The sequence below is a fragment of the Georgenia sp. G2120 genome (genome assembly GCF_055326485.1).
This window is the reverse complement of the sequence record NZ_JBUZNL010000009.1, coordinates 145150-161023: the sequence shown is the minus strand read 5'-3', so window position 1 is coordinate 161023 and position 15874 is coordinate 145150. Positions and strand designations below refer to the sequence as shown.

Annotated in this window: 13 protein-coding genes, 1 pseudogene and 1 riboswitch; of the genes and pseudogenes, 11 read left to right on the top strand and 3 right to left on the bottom strand. The window is 73.5% G+C overall.

Annotated elements, in window-relative coordinates; translation table 11 throughout:
* Positions 1-1917 (top strand): MSCRAMM family protein (locus ACZLMO_RS11520; RefSeq protein WP_463653817.1); only part of this gene is annotated, 1917 nt, incomplete at its 5' end.
* 155 nt (positions 1918-2072) lie between these two features.
* On the opposite strand, the gene purU is transcribed toward ACZLMO_RS11520, so the two are convergent.
* Positions 2073-2936 (bottom strand): formyltetrahydrofolate deformylase, encoded by an 864-nt coding sequence (purU, locus tag ACZLMO_RS11515; protein ID WP_425715429.1) that lies wholly within the window; start codon positions 2934-2936, stop codon positions 2073-2075.
* A 98-nt stretch (positions 2937-3034) separates the two neighbouring features.
* Between purU and ACZLMO_RS11510 the strand changes: the two genes are divergently transcribed.
* From ACZLMO_RS11510 to ACZLMO_RS11485, 6 genes are all read left to right on the top strand, one after another.
* Positions 3035-3550, top strand: coding sequence for a GNAT family N-acetyltransferase (locus ACZLMO_RS11510; RefSeq protein WP_425715430.1), 516 nt, complete (start codon positions 3035-3037; stop codon positions 3548-3550).
* 33 nt (positions 3551-3583) lie between these two features.
* Positions 3584-3686: riboswitch (ZMP/ZTP riboswitch) on the top strand.
* 49 nt (positions 3687-3735) lie between these two features.
* Positions 3736-5037: a serine hydroxymethyltransferase gene (gene glyA, locus ACZLMO_RS11505; protein WP_425715431.1), complete on the top strand. Its 1302-nt coding sequence runs from the start codon at positions 3736-3738 to the stop codon at positions 5035-5037.
* Positions 5034-5906: a bifunctional 5,10-methylenetetrahydrofolate dehydrogenase/5,10-methenyltetrahydrofolate cyclohydrolase gene (locus tag ACZLMO_RS11500; protein WP_425715432.1), complete on the top strand. Its 873-nt coding sequence runs from the start codon at positions 5034-5036 to the stop codon at positions 5904-5906. Before glyA ends, ACZLMO_RS11500 begins: the two co-directional genes overlap by 4 nt.
* A 116-nt stretch (positions 5907-6022) precedes the next feature.
* Positions 6023-6535 carry a (2Fe-2S)-binding protein gene (locus ACZLMO_RS11495; RefSeq protein ID WP_425715433.1) on the top strand — a complete coding sequence of 171 codons (513 nt, stop codon included), beginning with the start codon at positions 6023-6025 and terminating at the stop codon, positions 6533-6535.
* Positions 6532-7545 carry an FAD binding domain-containing protein gene (locus tag ACZLMO_RS11490; protein WP_425715434.1) on the top strand — a complete coding sequence of 338 codons (1014 nt, stop codon included), beginning with the start codon at positions 6532-6534 and terminating at the stop codon, positions 7543-7545. Before ACZLMO_RS11495 ends, ACZLMO_RS11490 begins: the two co-directional genes overlap by 4 nt.
* Positions 7538-9610, top strand: a complete 2073-nt coding sequence (locus ACZLMO_RS11485; protein ID WP_425715435.1) for a xanthine dehydrogenase family protein molybdopterin-binding subunit — start codon at positions 7538-7540, stop codon at positions 9608-9610. Before ACZLMO_RS11490 ends, ACZLMO_RS11485 begins: the two co-directional genes overlap by 8 nt.
* A gap of 9 nt (positions 9611-9619) precedes the next feature.
* On the opposite strand, the gene ACZLMO_RS11480 is transcribed toward ACZLMO_RS11485, so the two are convergent.
* Complete coding sequence (locus ACZLMO_RS11480) at positions 9620-10192, bottom strand: XdhC family protein (protein WP_425715436.1); 573 nt, start codon at positions 10190-10192, stop codon at positions 9620-9622.
* Positions 10193-10650: 458 nt separating this feature from the next.
* A pseudogene (locus tag ACZLMO_RS11475) lies at positions 10651-10737 on the bottom strand (XdhC family protein); the annotation flags it as partial.
* A gap of 187 nt (positions 10738-10924) precedes the next feature.
* Here ACZLMO_RS11475 and ACZLMO_RS11470 point away from each other — a divergent pair.
* The 4 genes from ACZLMO_RS11470 to ACZLMO_RS11455 all read left to right on the top strand — a co-directional run bounded on the left by ACZLMO_RS11470 (position 10925) and on the right by ACZLMO_RS11455 (position 15618).
* Entirely contained in the window at positions 10925-11740 is an 816-nt protein-coding gene (locus tag ACZLMO_RS11470; RefSeq protein ID WP_425715437.1) for an exodeoxyribonuclease III, read from the top strand.
* A 128-nt stretch (positions 11741-11868) separates the two neighbouring features.
* Positions 11869-13119 (top strand): YihY/virulence factor BrkB family protein, encoded by a 1251-nt coding sequence (locus tag ACZLMO_RS11465; protein ID WP_425715438.1) that lies wholly within the window; start codon positions 11869-11871, stop codon positions 13117-13119.
* On the top strand, positions 13116-14234 hold the full coding sequence (locus tag ACZLMO_RS11460) for a mannose-1-phosphate guanylyltransferase (RefSeq protein WP_425715439.1): 1119 nt from the start codon (positions 13116-13118) through the stop codon (positions 14232-14234). Before ACZLMO_RS11465 ends, ACZLMO_RS11460 begins: the two co-directional genes overlap by 4 nt.
* Positions 14235-14340: 106 nt before the next feature.
* Positions 14341-15618, top strand: coding sequence for an amidohydrolase (locus tag ACZLMO_RS11455; RefSeq protein WP_425715440.1), 1278 nt, complete (start codon positions 14341-14343; stop codon positions 15616-15618).
* Positions 15619-15874 lie beyond the last annotated feature (256 nt).

Genomic DNA, 15874 nt, shown 5'->3' with positions numbered 1-15874 from the left:
GAGATCCCCGGCCCGGTCTCCTTCACGGTGGCCGACTCGTCCGACTACGCGATCAGCAACACCACGTGGCAGTTCACCGACGCCGAGGACAACGTCTTCGTCGTCGCGGACAACGACGCGCGGAACACTGACATCGCCAACCTGTCCGACTCGGACGAGGCGAACGGTGCCTTCTCGGTGATGGGCCTGCCGGCTGGTGAGTACACGGTGGAGAACATCGGCGTGGCCAGCCCCTGGCGCGCGTCCGAGCCCTTCTCGGTCACCATCACCGGGGACGAGCAGGACCTCGGCGAGTTGGTCCTGCCGGGCAACGGCCGCATCGCGGCCTGGGTGACCGACGAGGACGACGCTCCGATCGAGGGCGTGACGGTTCGGTTCACGCACGCCGACGGCACGAGCGTCGACGTTGTCGACGGGTCCGAGGCTGACCTTGCTCCGGCGGCCGGCACGGTGCGTGCCGGTGGTCTCGAGCTGGGTGAGTACACGGTCGAGATCATCGAGGCCGAGGGTTACGACGTCGAGGCGGCCGAGGCCCTCACGACAACGATCGACGCAGGGACGTCCTCCCGGTTCGCGGGTGGCTGGGTCCTCGCCGAGATCCCCGGCCCGGTCTCCTTCACGGTGGCCGACTCGTCCGACTACGCGATCAGCAACACCACGTGGCAGTTCACCGACGCCGAGGACAACGTCTTCGTCGTCGCGGACAACGACGCGCGGAACACTGACATCGCCAACCTGTCCGACTCGGACGAGGCGAACGGTGCCTTCTCGGTGATGGGCCTGCCGGCTGGTGAGTACACGGTGGAGAACATCGGCGTGGCCAGCCCCTGGCGCGCGTCCGAGCCCTTCTCGGTCACCATCACCGGGGACGAGCAGGACCTGGGCGAGTTCGTCCTCCCGGGCAACGGCCGCGTGAGCGTCTACGCGACCGGTCCGGACGAGGAGCCGGTCGCCGGCGTGACCTACCGCTTCACCGGGTCGAACGGCGACACGCTCGACGTCGTCGAGGGCTCCGAGCAGGACACGAGCGACGCCGAGGGCACCCTGCGTGTCGACGGCCTCGAGCTCGTGACCTGGACCGTCCAGGTCGTCGCGGTGCCCGAGGGCTTCGAGTTCGACGCCGAGGAGACCCGGGAGGCCGTGCTCAGCGCCGGCATCCCGGCGCGCTTCGCCGGCGGCTTCGACCTCACCGAGACGCCCGTCGAGCCGGAGCCCGAGCCGGAGCCGGTCCCGCCGACGCCGGGTCGTGGGTTCTACCTCAACGACGGCTGGGACATCTGGGCCGACCACGAGTTCTCCTTCGGGCGCCCCGGCGACGAGGTCCTGGTCGGTGACTGGGACGGCGACGGGTCCGACACGCTCGCGGTCCGCCGCGGGAACGCCTACTTCCTGTCCAACTCCCTCTACGGGGGCAACGCGGACATCGAGCTGACGTTCGGCCGCTCCGGGGACACCGTGCTCGTGGGTGACTGGAACGGCGACGGCGTGGACACCTTCGCCGTCCGACGCGGGAACAGCTACTTCCTCACCAACCGCCACACCGGTGGGGACGCGGAGACCGAGCTGGACTACGGCCGCGCGAACGACCAGGTCCTGGTCGGTGACTACGACGGCGACGGGACGGACACGTTCGCGGTGCGTCGTGGGGCCCGGTACTTCGTGTCCAACAGCCTGGCCAGTGGTTGGGCGGACGCGGAGTTCACCTACGGGCGCGCGGCCGACCAGGTGCTCGTGGGTGACTGGGACGGGGACGGCAGCGACACGTTCGCCTCGCGTCGCGGGAACCTGTACCTGATGTCCAACACCCTCACCGGTGGTTGGGCGGACCGCGAGGTCCACTACGGCCGCTCGGGCGACGAGGTGTTCGTCGGCGACTGGAACGGCGACGGCGCGGACACCCTGGGTATCCGCCGCTGATCCGACCTGACGGTCACGCGTGAGCGGGCCCCGCACCCTGATGGGTGCGGGGCCCGCTTCGTCGTCGTGGGCGGGGTGAGCGCTCACTCGTCAGACGGACAGCCGCTCACCCGCCGAGGGACCCCCACCCTCGTGACGGAAAGTCCCCGCAGTCGTCAGGGGAGGACGACGGTCCGGTGACCGTTGAGGAGCACCCGGTGCTCGGCGTGCCAGCGCACCGCCCGGGCCAGCACGCGCCGCTCGACGTCCTGCCCGCGCGCCACGAGCTCGGCGACCTCGTCGGCGTGGGTCACCCGTTCGACGTCCTGCTCGATGATCGGCCCCTCGTCGAGGTCCGCCGTCACGTAGTGCGCGCTCGCCCCGATGAGCTTGACGCCTCGCGCGTGCGCCTGGGCGTAGGGGCGCGCGCCCTTGAAGCTCGGCAGGAACGAGTGGTGGATGTTGATGGCCCGCCCGGCGAGCTTGCGGCACAGGTCGTCGGAGAGGATCTGCATGTACCGGGCGAGGACCACGAGCTCGATGCCGAGCTCGTCCACCAGCGTCATCAGCCGCGCCTCGGCCTCCGGCTTGGTCTCCTTCGTCACCGGCACGTGCAGGAACGGGACGTCGTAGAACCGCGCGAGGGGCTCGAGGTCGGGGTGGTTGGACACCACGGCCGCGACGTCGACCTGGAGGCGGTCCGAGCGCTGCCGGAACAGCAGGTCGGTGAGGCAGTGCGCCTCCTTGGAGACCAGCACGATCGTGCGCAGCGGGCGTCCGACGACGTCGAGCGTGTACGTCATGTCGAACCGCTCGGCGAGCCCCTCCACGGCGGCCCGCACGTCGTCGACGTCGTGCTCCGTGCGGACCTGGACCCGCATGAAGAACAGGCCGGTCTCGGGGTCGCCGTACTGCTGGGACTCCGTGATGTTGCCGCCGTGCTCGGAGAGCAGGCCGGAGACGGCGTGCACGATGCCGGGCCGGTCCGGGCAGGACAGGGCGAGGACGAGATGCTGCGGGTCGACGACTGTGGGGTTCACCGGCGGCACCCTAGTCGTCCGCGTCGGGCCGCCGCCGAGGTGACCACTCCGCGCGCCGAGGTCCGACGCGGGGGCGTCGGGGATGGAAGACTACCGACATGGACGTAACCATCGACGTGGTCGACGACGAGCACGCTGGCGAGCTGATGACGGTCCGTCGTGCCGCGTTCGTCACGGAGGCCCAGATCTACCAGGACCCGCACCTGCCGGCCCTCACGCAGTCGCTCACCGAGCTGCGCGCCGACCTGGCGCGCGCCGACGTCGTGACGATCGGCGGCTGGCTCGGCCACCGGCTCGTCGGCTCCGTCCGGGTCGAGCTCGGCGGGGACCGGGCGACCCTCAGCCGCCTCGCCGTCGTCCCCGACCTCCAGAACCAGGGCATCGGCACCGAGCTGCTCATGTCGGTCCTCGAGTACCTGCCCGAGGAGACCGCGGAGGTCTGGATCTCCACCGGCCAGGACTCGGTGCAGAACCTCGCGATGTACCAGAAGAACGGTTTCGAGCACCAGTTCGACCAGCACACCGGCGACCTCACGTACGCCTACCTGCGCCGCATCCTCGGCGAGGGGGACCCGGTCGGGGCGAGCGCCGACGCCGCGCGCAGCGCCGAGTAGCCGGACGGCGGAGGCTCCCGCGGGCCGGTAGGCTGACCACGTCGTGACTGGCGAGAGGTGGATCGACCACCGGGGAGCGACGCGACCGTGGTCCGCCACGGGGAGAAGTCTTCGGCCGTCCGCCTGGGTCGAGGTCACCACAGTCGTGAGAGCTCACGCCGTGGCGTGACCGACCGAGGAGAGAGATGACCACCGAGACCAGCCCCACCGCCCGTTCGCTCGACGCCCCGCTCGCGGAGGTGGACCCGGAGATCGCCGCGGTCCTCGAGGGCGAGCTCACCCGCCAGCGCGAGACCCTCGAGATGATCGCGTCGGAGAACTTCGTCCCGCGCGCCGTCCTCCAGGCCGCCGGCTCCGTCCTGACGAACAAGTACGCCGAGGGCTACCCGGGGCGCCGCTACTACGGCGGCTGCGAGCAGGTCGACATCGCGGAGAACCTCGCGATCGACCGCGCGAAGTCGCTCTTCGGCGCCGGTTGGGCCAACGTCCAGCCGCACTCCGGGGCCCAGGCCAACGCGGCCGTCCTCCACGCGCTGCTCACCCCGGGCGACCCGCTGCTGGGCCTCGACCTCGCCCACGGCGGTCACCTCACGCACGGGATGCGGATCAACTTCTCCGGCAAGCTCTACGACGTCTCCGCGTACGGCGTGGACGAGCAGACCCACCGGATCGAGATGGACGCCGTCCGCGAGACCGCCCTCGCCACCCGGCCCAAGGTCATCGTGGCCGGCTGGTCCGCCTACCCCCGCCAGCTCGACTTCGCCGCCTTCCGCGAGATCGCGGACGAGGTCGGCGCCTACCTGTGGACCGACATGGCGCACTTCGCGGGGCTCGTCGCCGCGGGCCTCCACCCGAACCCGGTCCCGCACTCCGACGTGGTGTCCACGACGATCCACAAGACGATCGGCGGTCCCCGCTCCGGCATGATCCTCGCGAAGGACCCCGAGCCGCTCGGCAAGAAGCTCAACTCGGCCGTGTTCCCCGGCCAGCAGGGCGGACCGCTCATGCACGTCGTCGCGGCCAAGGCCGTGGCCCTCAAGCTCGCCCACGGCGACGAGTTCAAGGACCGCCAGCGCCGCACGGTCCAGGGCGCGCAGATCCTCGCCGAGCGCCTCCTCGCGGAGGACGTCGCCTCGACCGGCGTCTCGCTCGTCACCGGAGGCACGGACGTCCACCTCGTGCTCGTCGACCTGCGCAACCACGCGCTCGACGGCCAGCAGGCCGAGGACCTCCTGCACGCGGCCGGCATCACGGTCAACCGCAACTCCGTCCCGTTCGACCCGCGTCCCCCGCGCGTGACGTCCGGCCTGCGAATCGGCACCCCCGCGCTCGCCACCCGCGGGTTCGGGGAGACCGAGTTCCGGGAGGTCGCCGACATCATCGCCATCGCCCTGCGGGACGGTCAGAGCGCCGACGTCGAGGCCCTGCACGCCCGCGTCGACGCCCTCACCGCCCAGTTCCCGCTCTACGAGGGCCTCGCCCAGTGACCGCCCGGCTGCTCCCCGGCGGCCCGGTCGCCGAGTCGGTCCTCGCGGACGTCCGCGAGCGCGCCGCCCGCCTCGTCGAGGGCGGCACGACGCCGGGCCTGGGCACGATCCTCGTCGGCTCCGACTCCGCCTCGGCCGGGTACATCCGGATGAAGCAGGCGAAGGCCGCCGAGCTCGGCTTCACCTCGCCCCACATCCACCTGCCCGACGACGCCACCCAGGCCGACGTGCTCGCCGCCGTGTCCGAGATGAACGACGCGGCGGACGTCCACGGCGTGCTCCTCCAGCACCCCACGCCACCGCAGATCGACTTCGACGCCGCGCTCCTCGCGCTCGACCCGGACAAGGACGTCGACGGCCTGCACCCGGTCAACATGGGGCGGCTCGCACTGGGCATGCCCGGCCCCGTCCCGTGCACGCCTGCGGGCATCGAGGCGCTGCTCGCGTTCCACGACATCCCGATCTCGGGGCGCGAGGTCGTCATCCTCGGCCGCGGCACCACCCTCGGCCGGCCGCTCGCGCTGCTGCTGTCGCAGAAGCGGGCGACGGCGAACGCCGCCGTCACGGTCGTCCACACCGGCGTGCCGGACTGGGAGCGGTACACGCGCCGCGCGGAGGTCGTCATCGCCGCCGCGGGCGTGCCCGGCATCCTCCGGCCCGAGCACCTCTCGCCGGGCGTCACGGTCGTCGGCGGTGGCGTGCGCTACGAGGGGCGGAAGCTCCTGCCCGACGTCGACGAGTCGTGCGCCGAGGTCGCCGGGGCCATCACGCCGCGGATCGGCGGGGTGGGACCGACGACGATCGCGCTGCTGTTCCGCAACGCGGTCGAGGCGGCGGAGCGGGCGACCGCCACCGGTACGGCCGCATAAGTCGACCCGGCTCCGACCCGGCCCCGACCGGCCCCGGGTGGTCGGTCCGCGGTTGCCGACCCTCGGACGCGGGTCTAGCGTCGAGCGACGCCGCCCACGATCCCGCGGAGGTACCTGTGGATCACCAGCTGGAACTCGTCGTCGACGGCGAGGAACGCACCGTGGCCGTCGACCCGCGCACCACCCTGCTCGATGCCCTTCGGGACCGGCTGGGCGTGATGTCGCCGAAGAAGGGCTGCGACCACGGCCAGTGCGGGGCGTGCACCGTCCTCGTCGACGGCCGCCGCCTCAACTCCTGCCTCGCGCTCGCCCTCGTCCACGACGGGGCCGAGGTCACCACGTCGGACGGTCTCGCCGAGGGCGACGCACCCGCCGCCCTGCACAGGGCCTTCCTCGAGCAGGACGCGTTCCAGTGCGGCTACTGCACGCCGGGACAGGTCTGCTCGGCCGCCGGCATGCTGCGGGAGGCGGCCGACGGCGCACCGAGCGCCGCGAGCGACGACCTCGAGGGACCGACGGAGCTGTCCGACGCGGAGATCCGTGAGCGGATGAGCGGCAACCTGTGCCGCTGCGGCGCCTACGTCAACATCGTGGCGGCCGTCCGGCAGGTGGCGGAGGAGCAGCGATGAGACCCTTCGACTACGAGCGGGCCGCCGACCCGCAGGGCGCGGTCGCCGCCGTCGCGGACCGCCCGGACGCCGCCTTCCTCGCGGGCGGCACGAACCTCGTCGACCACCTCAAGCTCGGCGTGCGCGAGCCGGACCTGCTGGTCGACATCAACCGGCTCGACCTGGCAGAGGTCGAGGACCTGGACGACGGCGGCGTGCGGATCGGGGCGATGGTGCGCAACAGCGACCTCGCCGCGCACCCCCGCATCCGCCGGAACTACCCGGTGCTCTCGCGCGCCCTGCTCTCTGGTGCCTCCGGGCAGCTGCGCAACGCGGCGACCACCGGCGGGAACCTGCTGCAGCGGACCCGCTGCGTGTACTTCCAGGACGTCAGCACGCCGTGCAACAAGCGCGAGCCCGGGTCCGGCTGCTCGGCGATCGGTGGCTACACCCGGTACCACGCCGTCCTCGGCGCGTCCGAGCACTGCGTCGCCACCCACCCCTCCGACATGGCCGTCGCCCTGGCCGCACTCGACGCCACGGTCGTCGTCCTCGGGCCCGACGGTGAACGCCGCCTCCCGGTCGTCGAGCTCCACCGGCTCCCGGGCGACCGGCCCGAGACGGACACGGTCCTCGCCCACGGCGAGCTGATCACGTCGGTGGAGCTGCCCCCGCCGACGCCGTCGTCCCGCTCCACCTACCGGAAGGTCCGCGACCGCGCCTCCTACGCCTTCGCGCTCGTCTCCGTCGCCGCGGTCGTCGACCTCGACGAGACCGGCCCTACGCCGAGGATCCGGGACGCACGGATCGCGCTCGGCGGCGTTGCCCACAAGCCGTGGCGGGCGCGGCCGGCCGAGGAGGTGCTGCGCGGCGCCGAGCCCACGCGCGAGGTGTTCCGCCGCGCCGCCGACGCCGAGCTCGAGGCGGCGAGGACGTTGGAGGGCAACGCGTTCAAGGTCCCCATGGCGCGCGGCACCCTCGTCGCCGTGCTCGCCGAGCTCACCGGCATCGAGGTGAGCGACGATGAGTGAGCTCCTCGCCGCCTCCGCGATCGGCACCGACCCGGCACGCCTCGAGGGCGCCGACAAGGTCCGCGGCCGCGTGCCCTACGCCTACGAGCACGAGGTCGGCACCGCGCTGTACCTCTACCCGCTGCAGGCCACCGTGGCCCGCGGCCGCGCGGCCGGCATCGACACCGCCGCCGCCGGGTCCGTCGACGGGGTCGTGCACGTCCTCACCTACCGGGACGCGCCGGCGCTCGGCGACACCTCCGACGGCGAGCTCGCCGTCCTGCAGAGCGCCGAGATCGGATTCCGTGGCCAGTACCTGGGCGCCGTGGTCGCCACGACGCCGGAGGTCGCGCGGCACGCCGCCGGCCTTGTCGAGATCCGCTACGAGCACCAGGAGCACGACGCCGACTTCCGCGCCGACCATCCGTCGCTGCGCGAGCCGGAAGGCGGCGCGGACGACGTCGACGACGGCGACCTGGACGCGGCCCTGGCCGACGCGGAGGTCGTCGTCGACGAGAGCTACGCGACGCCGATGGAGCACAACAACCCGATGGAGCCGCACACCACCGTCGCGCGCTGGGACGGCGACCGGCTCACCCTGTGGATGTCGACGCAGGGCGCGCACCCGGCACGGGAGGCGCTCGCCCCCGTCCTCGGGATCGAGCCGGAGCAGCTGCGGATCGTGGCCCCGCACATCGGCGGCGGCTTCGGCTCCAAGGGACTGCCGCACGCCGACGCCGTGCTCGCGGCGCTGGCCGCGCGCGGCGTGCCCGGGCGCGCGGTGAAGTACGCCGTCTCCCGGCAGCAGATGTTCGCGCTCACCGGCTACCGGGCGCCGACGCGTCAGCACGTGCGGCTCGGCGCCCGCGCCGACGGCACGCTCACCGCGTTCGGGTTCGACGCGGTCGCGATGTCCTCGCGCACCAAGGAGTTCACGGAGCTGGCCGCCAAGCCGGCGCGCATGATGTATGCCGGACGACACAGGCGGATCACCCAGCGCGTGGTGCCCCTCGACGTCCCCGTGCCGTCGTGGATGCGCGCCCCCGGCGAGGCGCCCGGCATGGTGGCGCTCGAGATCGCGATGGACGAGCTCGCCGCCCGCTGCGGCGTGGACCCGATCGTCCTTCGCGAGCGCAACGAGCCGGACGCCGACCCCGACACCGGCTTGCCGTTCAACCGGCGCCGGCTCATCGAGTGCCTGCACGTCGGCGCCGAGCGCTTCGGCTGGGCCGACCGCGATCCGGCCCCGCGCTCGCGACCCGAGGACGGCTGGCTGATCGGCACGGGGGTCGCCTCGGCGCTCTACCCCTCGTTCCGGCAGCCCGGCTCGGTCGCGCGCATCCGTCGCACGGACGGCGGCTACCGCGTCGACATCGGCGCGGCGGACCTCGGCACCGGAACCTGGACCACGCTGAGCCAGGTCGCTGCGGACGCGCTGCGCGTGCCGCTGTCCCAGATCGACCTGCGGATCGGCGACACGGACCTGCCGAACGCCACCGTGGCGGGCGGCTCGAGCGGGCTGTCCAGCTGGAGCGCCGCCGTCCTGACGGCCGCGGAGAACTTCCACGACGAGCACGGCGCCGACCCCGCCGCCGGGGCCGAGGCGGAGGGGACGGCCGACCCCAACCCGGCGTCGAAGGAGCTGTCGCTCAACTCGTTCGGGGCGCACTTCGCCCAGGTACGGATCAACGAGTCCACGGGCGAGATCCGGCTCGACCGCATGCTGGGCGTCTTCTCCGCCGGCCGGATCGTCAACCCCCGCACGGCGCGGTCGCAGCTCATCGGCGGCATGACGATGGGCGCGGGCATGGCCCTCCTCGAGAAGAGCGAGCTCGACCCTCGGTTCGGCCACGTCGTCAACCACGACCTCGCCGAGTACCACGTGCCGGTGAGCGCCGACATCCCCGAGATCGACGTCACCTGGCTCGACGAGGAGGACCCCGCCTCGGGACCGCTGGGCGCGCGCGGGATCGGCGAGATCGGCATCGTCGGCTCCCCGGCCGCGATCGCCAACGCCGCCTACCACGCCACCGGTGTGCGCGTGCGCGACCTGCCGCTCTTCGGGGACGCCTTCCTGCGCGGCTGACAGTCTCGGTCAGGACCGCCCGGTCAGCGCTTCGCGCGCCGTCCCCGACGCCGGGTGCAGCGGACCGTCGCCGGCGCTGAGCGGTGCGATCCGACGGGTCCCGGCACGGACGCCGAGCATCTCGGCGAGGATCGCGACGGCCACCTCGGCCGGCGTGACGGCTCCGAGGTCGAGCCCGATGGGGGAGTGCAGCCGCGCGAGCGCGGCCTCGCCGACGCCCTGCGCGCGGAGCGCCGCCCGCCGGTCGCGGTCGGCCGGCCGCGAGCCCATCGCTCCGACATAGGCGACGCCGAGGTCGAGCGCCCGGGCGATCGCCGGGAGGTCGACCTTGGGGTCGTGCGTGAGCACGCAGACGAGGCTGCGCGAGTCGAGGTCGCCCGACCGCGCCGCCTTCTCCAGGTACAGGTGCGGCCAGTCGCGCACCACCTCGGCGCCCGGGAAGCCGTCCGGGTCGGTGAAGGCGGGACGAGGGTCGCAGACGGTGATCCGGTGGCCGAGCGGGCGCGCGGCCTCGACGAGCGCGTGGCTGAAGGCGTTGGCACCCGCCACGACCAGGTGCACGGGCCGCGTGCGGGACTCCACACGAGCTCCAGCGGCTCCTCCTGCTCGTGGCCCGGCGATCCGCCCGGCGGCGCGCAGCGCACGCGGCCCGTCCGGCCCGAGCGCACCATCTCGCCCACCTGCGCCGTCGCCTGCTCGAGCGCAGGACCGGGGACCATCGGAGCGAGCGCCGACCGCACAGCGGCCTCGTCCTGGTCGAGGAGCACCACGGCGCCCGGGACCGAGGACGGGCGTCCGCCCCGCCCGCCCGACGTGCCGGACCCGCCGGGACCGGCGGCTCCCGGCAGCACGGCGACCATCGCGACCGGCTCCCGGGTCTGCACGGGCACGGCGTGGTCCGCGGGGAAGAACGGCTGGACCAGCACGTGGACGCTGCCGCCGCACATGAGGCCGACGGCCAGAGCGTCGTCGTCGCTGTAGCCGAACCGGTGCACCGCCGCGCGGCCGGTCGCCAGCGCGTCCTGGCAGGCCTCGAGCACCGCACCCTCGACACAGCCGCCCGTGAGCGAGCCTCGCACGGTCCCACCCGCGTCGACGAGCATCGACGTGCCGACGGGACGCGGCACGGATCCGGTCGTGGCCACGACGGTGGCCAGGGCGCACGCGCGAGGCCGGACAGGGTCGGTGAGCCGTTCCTGCAGCTCGGCGAAGGACTCCAGCACGTTCCCAGGCTAGGCGGGAGCGGAGTCGTATCCGCGCCCGTCGAGCGTCGGCACGTTCCCGGCCCTCGGCAGGGCCTGGCACGATGGCGGGGTGAAGATCGCAACCGTCAACGTCAACGGGGTCCGGGCCGCCTACCGCAAGGGCATGGGGGAGTGGCTCGCGGAGGCCGCCCCCGAGGTCGCGCTCCTCCAGGAGGTCCGCGCCGACGAGGCCACGCTCTCCGGTCTCCTCGGGGACGGGTGGACCGTGGTCCAGCAGGCCAGCGACCTCAAGGGCCGGGCGGGCGTCGCCATCGCCACGACGCTCGACGTCACGGCGGTGCGCATCGGCCTGGGGACCGAGAAGGAGGCCCCGGTCGACACGGGGCGGTGGGTCGAGGCCGACGTCGTCGTCCCCGGCCTCGACGTCCCGCTCACGCTGGTCTCCGCGTACATCCACTCGGGCACGGTCACCGACCAGCAGAAGATGGACAACAAGTACGCCCACCTGCGCCGCACCACGGCCCGGCTGTCCGAGCTCACCGAGCAGCACGCCGCAGGCGAGCGCGAGGTCCTGCTGGCCGGCGACCTCAACATCGTCCGCACCGAGCAGGACATCAAGAACTGGAAGGGCAACCACAACAAGACCTCCGGCGTGCTCGACGACGAGATCGCGTTCGTCGACACCTGGATCGACGAGCTCGGGCTCGTCGACGTCCACCGGCAGCTCTCCGGTGACGTCCAGGGCCCGTACACGTGGTGGTCGAACCGCGGCAAGGCGTTCGACAACGACGCCGGCTGGCGGATCGACTACCAGCTCGTCACCCCCGGGTTCGCCGGGCGTGCCCAGGAGTCGCAGGTCGACCGCGCCCCGAGCTGGGACACGCGCTGGTCCGACCACGCCCCGCTGGTGGTCACCTACGCCTGACCGGGCTCGCCCACCCGTACTCTCGACGGGCGTGGCCCGACCGCGCCCCGCTCGTCGTCGTCGTCGCCCTCGCCCGACCGGTCCGTGAGCGTGCGACGAACGCGCGCGAGGTCGATAACCTGCAGGGTGTGACCGAGACGACGAGGGTGACCGAGGCCGACGACCCCCGGCCCGCCGACGGGGCACCGACCCTGAAGGACCGCGCGCTCGCGGCCTGGGAGTGGGTGCAGAGCTCCCGGCTGTGGCGGGCGAACCAGCGCTACGGGACGGCGCGCGGCGCCATGCTCGCGGGCGGCATCGCGTACTCGGCCCTGTTCTCGATCTTCGCCGCGCTCGCCATCGGCTGGACGATCTTCAGCCGCATCATGGGCGGCAACGACGAGCTGCGCCAGACCGTCATCGACGCCGTCAACGACGCGATGCCCGGCATCATCGACGACGGCACCAACGGCGGCCTCGTCAGTCCCGACCAGCTCGTCGTGTCCACGGCGCTCAACCCGGCGTCGATCATCGCCCTCGCCGTCCTGGTCTGGACCGCGAGCTCGGTGATGAACAACCTCCGGCTCGCCATCCAGGCGATGTTCGGCATCAACGCGCCGCCCGAGAACTTCGTCGTCGGCCGGCTCGCGCGCCCCATCGCCGGGTTCGTCGTCCTCGCGCTCGCGGTGCTCACCACCGCGATCGCGTCGATCATGGTCAACACGATCGGCTCGACGGTGCTCGACCTCATCGGCATCGAGGGACAGACCGGCCAGTGGCTGCTGCGCATCGGGACGATCGCGGCCTCGTTCGTCATCGACGCGCTCGTCTTCGTCATGCTCATCTCCTTCACGGCGTCCGTGAAGCCGCCGCGGAAGGACCTCCTGGCGGGCGCCGCGATCGGCGCCGTCGGATCGGGTGTCCTGCGTGCGCTCGGCACCAGCGCGGTCGGGGCCGTCGACAACCCGCTCCTCGCCGGTTTCGCCGCGATCGCCACCCTGCTGCTCTGGGTCAATCTGCTCGCCCGCCTCATGCTCTACGTCAGCGCCTTCATCGCGAACCCGCCGCTGCCGCAGCTCGCCGAGGCTCCCGAGGAGGTCCACTTCACCGAGCGGCCGAACTACATCACCGAGTCCGTCCCGGAGACCAAGGACTGGCCGCACCAGCAGATCACGGGCGTCATCGACGTCGACCCGTCGCTCAATCCCGACGCCGTCGCGGCCCGCGAGCGCGAGGAGCGGATCGCCGAGGAGATGGGGTCGAACCCGGGCGGCTTCCTCGGGTCGTTCCGCGAGCGCCGCGTGCGCAGGCTCGAGGAGAAGGCCGCGGAGGCCCGCCGGGAGCTCGACGCCGACACGCGCAAGGTCTACGAGAAGTACGGGCCGAAGGACGAACGGTGAGCGTCCCGGTCGAGCCGGACGGCGTTCCGGTGATCCACGCGATCGTCCCGGCCGGCGGGGCGGGCACGCGCCTGTGGCCGCTCTCGCGCCGCGACCGCCCGAAGTTCCTCCTCGACCTCACCGGGTCCGGGCGCTCGCTCCTCGAGGCCACGGTCGGCCGCCTCGCACCGCTGGCGGCGACGACGACGATCGTCACCGGCGTCGCCCACGCGGAGGCCGTGGCCGAGCAGGTGGGGGACCGCGCCGAGGTCGTCGCCGAGCCCAGCCCGCGGGACTCGATGGCCGCGATCGGCCTCGCCGCCGCGATCCTCGCGGAACGGCACGGACCCGACGCGGTGATCGGCTCCTTCGCCGCGGACCACCTCGTCACCGACGAGGCGGCTTTCGTCTCCGCGGTCGCCCAGGCGGCCGTGGCCGCGCGGCGCGGCGACGTCTCCCTCGTCACCGTCGGCCTCACGCCGACCCACCCCGCCACCGGGTTCGGCTACATCGCCGTGGGCGAGCCGCTGGGGGAGGAGCACGCCCCCGACGCCCGCCGCGTCGACAGCTTCGTCGAGAAGCCCGATGCCGCCACCGCACGCACCTACGTCCACGGCGGCGCGCACCTGTGGAACGCGGGCATGTTCGTCGCCCTCGCCGGGGACCTCCTCGACGCGCTCGCGGAGCTGCACCCCGAGCTCGCGACCGGGCTCGGTGCCGTCGGCCGGGCCTGGGACACCCCCGAGCGCGACGCCGTGCTCGACGAGACCTGGCCGACCCTCACCCGCATCGCCATCGACCACGCCCTGGCCGAGCCGCTCGCCGCGGAGGGCCGCGTCGCCGTGGTGCCCGCCGACCTCGGGTGGACCGACGTCGGGGACGCCGACTCGCTGGCCTCGGTCCTCGTCCCCGACGACCGCGGGGTGGCCGCAGCGCCGGGGACCCGCATCGTCGCCGAGGACGCCGAGGGCGCCTTCGTCCACGCGCCCGGTCGCACGGTGGCCCTGCTCGGGGTGCCCGGCGTCGTCGTCGTCGACACCGGTGACGCGCTGCTCGTGACGACCCGCGAGCGGGCCCAGGGCGTCAAGGGGGTCGTCGACTCCCTCGAGGGGCGCGGCCTCGGTCACCTCGCCTGAGGGCACCTCGCACGGGGCGGGCCGGCCCCGGACCGCTCGACACCGGACCGCCCCGCCGGTGGCAGCCTCACCCAGGGCCGCCCGCGGGCCCGAGTACCGTTGAGCGGTGCCTGCCCCCGACCTGCTGTCCGCCGTCGTCTCCTCGATCGACGCCCGCTCCGACGATCTCGTCGCGTGGCGCCGCCGCATCCACATGAACCCGGAGACGGCGTTCACCGAGCACGAGACGGCTGCGTTCGTCGAGGAGGTCCTCATCGGCGCCGGCCTGAGCCCGCGCAGGGTCGCGGGGACCGGCGTCGTCGTCGACCTCGGTCCGGACCCCCGCCGCTCCCACCCCGCCCCGCCGAACGGCGCGAGCACCCCCGCCGACCGGTCCCGCCGATCGGGCGGCCGGCACGTGCCCGGCGGGCGGCTCGCGCTGCGCGCCGACATGGACGCGCTGCCGATCCCCGAGACCACGCGGCTGCCGTTCGCGTCGAAGCGGCGCGGGGCCGCCCACGCCTGCGGGCACGACATCCACACCACCGCCCTGCTCGGCGCCACCCTGGCGCTCGCCGAGCTCGACGCGGCGGGCCGACTGGCCCGCGGCGTGCGTGCGATCTTCCAGCCGGCCGAGGAGGCCCAGCCCTCGGGCGCTCGCACCCTGGTCGAGCACGGCGTGCTCGAGGGCGTGGGCGGGATCTTTGCGCTGCACTGCGACCCCAAGCTCGACGTCGGCCGGCTCGGGAGCCGCATCGGCGCGATCACCGCGGCCTCCGACGCCGTCACCGTCCACGTGCGCTCCGACGGCGGCCACACGTCGAGGCCGCACCTGACCGGGGACGTCGTCAACGCCCTGGCCACCGTCGTCACCGGCCTGCCCGCCGTGCTGCGCCGCCGACTCGACCCGCGCATCGGGGTCGACCTCACGTTCGGCGCGATCCAGGCCGGGACCGCCGCCAACGCCATGCCGTCGACCGGCGTGCTGCGCGGCACCCTGCGCTGCCTCGACGCCGACGCCTGGCAGGAGGCGGGTGCGCTCGTCGAGCCCGCCGTGCGCGCGATGCTCCAGCCCTTCGGGGTCGAGGTCGACGTCGAGGTGCTCCAGGGCATCCCGCCGGTCGTCAACGACGAGCGCGCCACCCGAGCCCTGGACCGGGCGGCCAAGTCGGTCCTCGGCGAGGACTCGACCGAGCTGACCGAGCAGTCGCTCGGTGGGGAGGACTTCGCCTGGTACCTGCGCAGGGTCCCCGGTGCGCTCGCGCGCCTCGGCACCCGCACCCCCGGGGGGACGACCTACGACCTCCACCGCGGGGACGCGCAGTTCGACGAGCGTGCCCTCGCCGCCGGCGCCAAGGTCCTCGCCGGTGTGGCCCTCACGGGTGCCTCCGACGCGTCCTCCTGACCGCCGGCCGGACCTCGCCGGGGACCGCGACGGGACCGGCTCGGCGCCGTCCGACAGGGCCTCCTCACCGCCGCGTCGCGGCCCGCCGGGTCCCACTCCTCGGACCCGCGATCCAGTGGGCGAACAACCGGTGTCGACCGGGTGACCGACGCGACAACGGGGCCGGTCACGGATGCGCATCAACTGGCCGGACGGGGCCGTCCGGGCCACTAGTGTGAGCCGCACTCACCCCGGTGCGTCGGCAATCGGAGCCGAC

Bases quoted from the DNA above. Each gene is read 5' to 3' on its own strand.
- glyA (WP_425715431.1), top strand. From the start codon at position 3,736: ATGACCACCGAGACCAGCCCCACCGCCCGTTCGCTCGACGCCCCGCTC.
- ACZLMO_RS11490 (WP_425715434.1), top strand. From the start codon at position 6,532: ATGAGACCCTTCGACTACGAGCGGGCCGCCGACCCGCAGGGCGCGGTC.
- ACZLMO_RS11510 (WP_425715430.1), top strand. From the start codon at position 3,035: ATGGACGTAACCATCGACGTGGTCGACGACGAGCACGCTGGCGAGCTG.
- ACZLMO_RS11485 (WP_425715435.1), top strand. From the start codon at position 7,538: ATGAGTGAGCTCCTCGCCGCCTCCGCGATCGGCACCGACCCGGCACGC.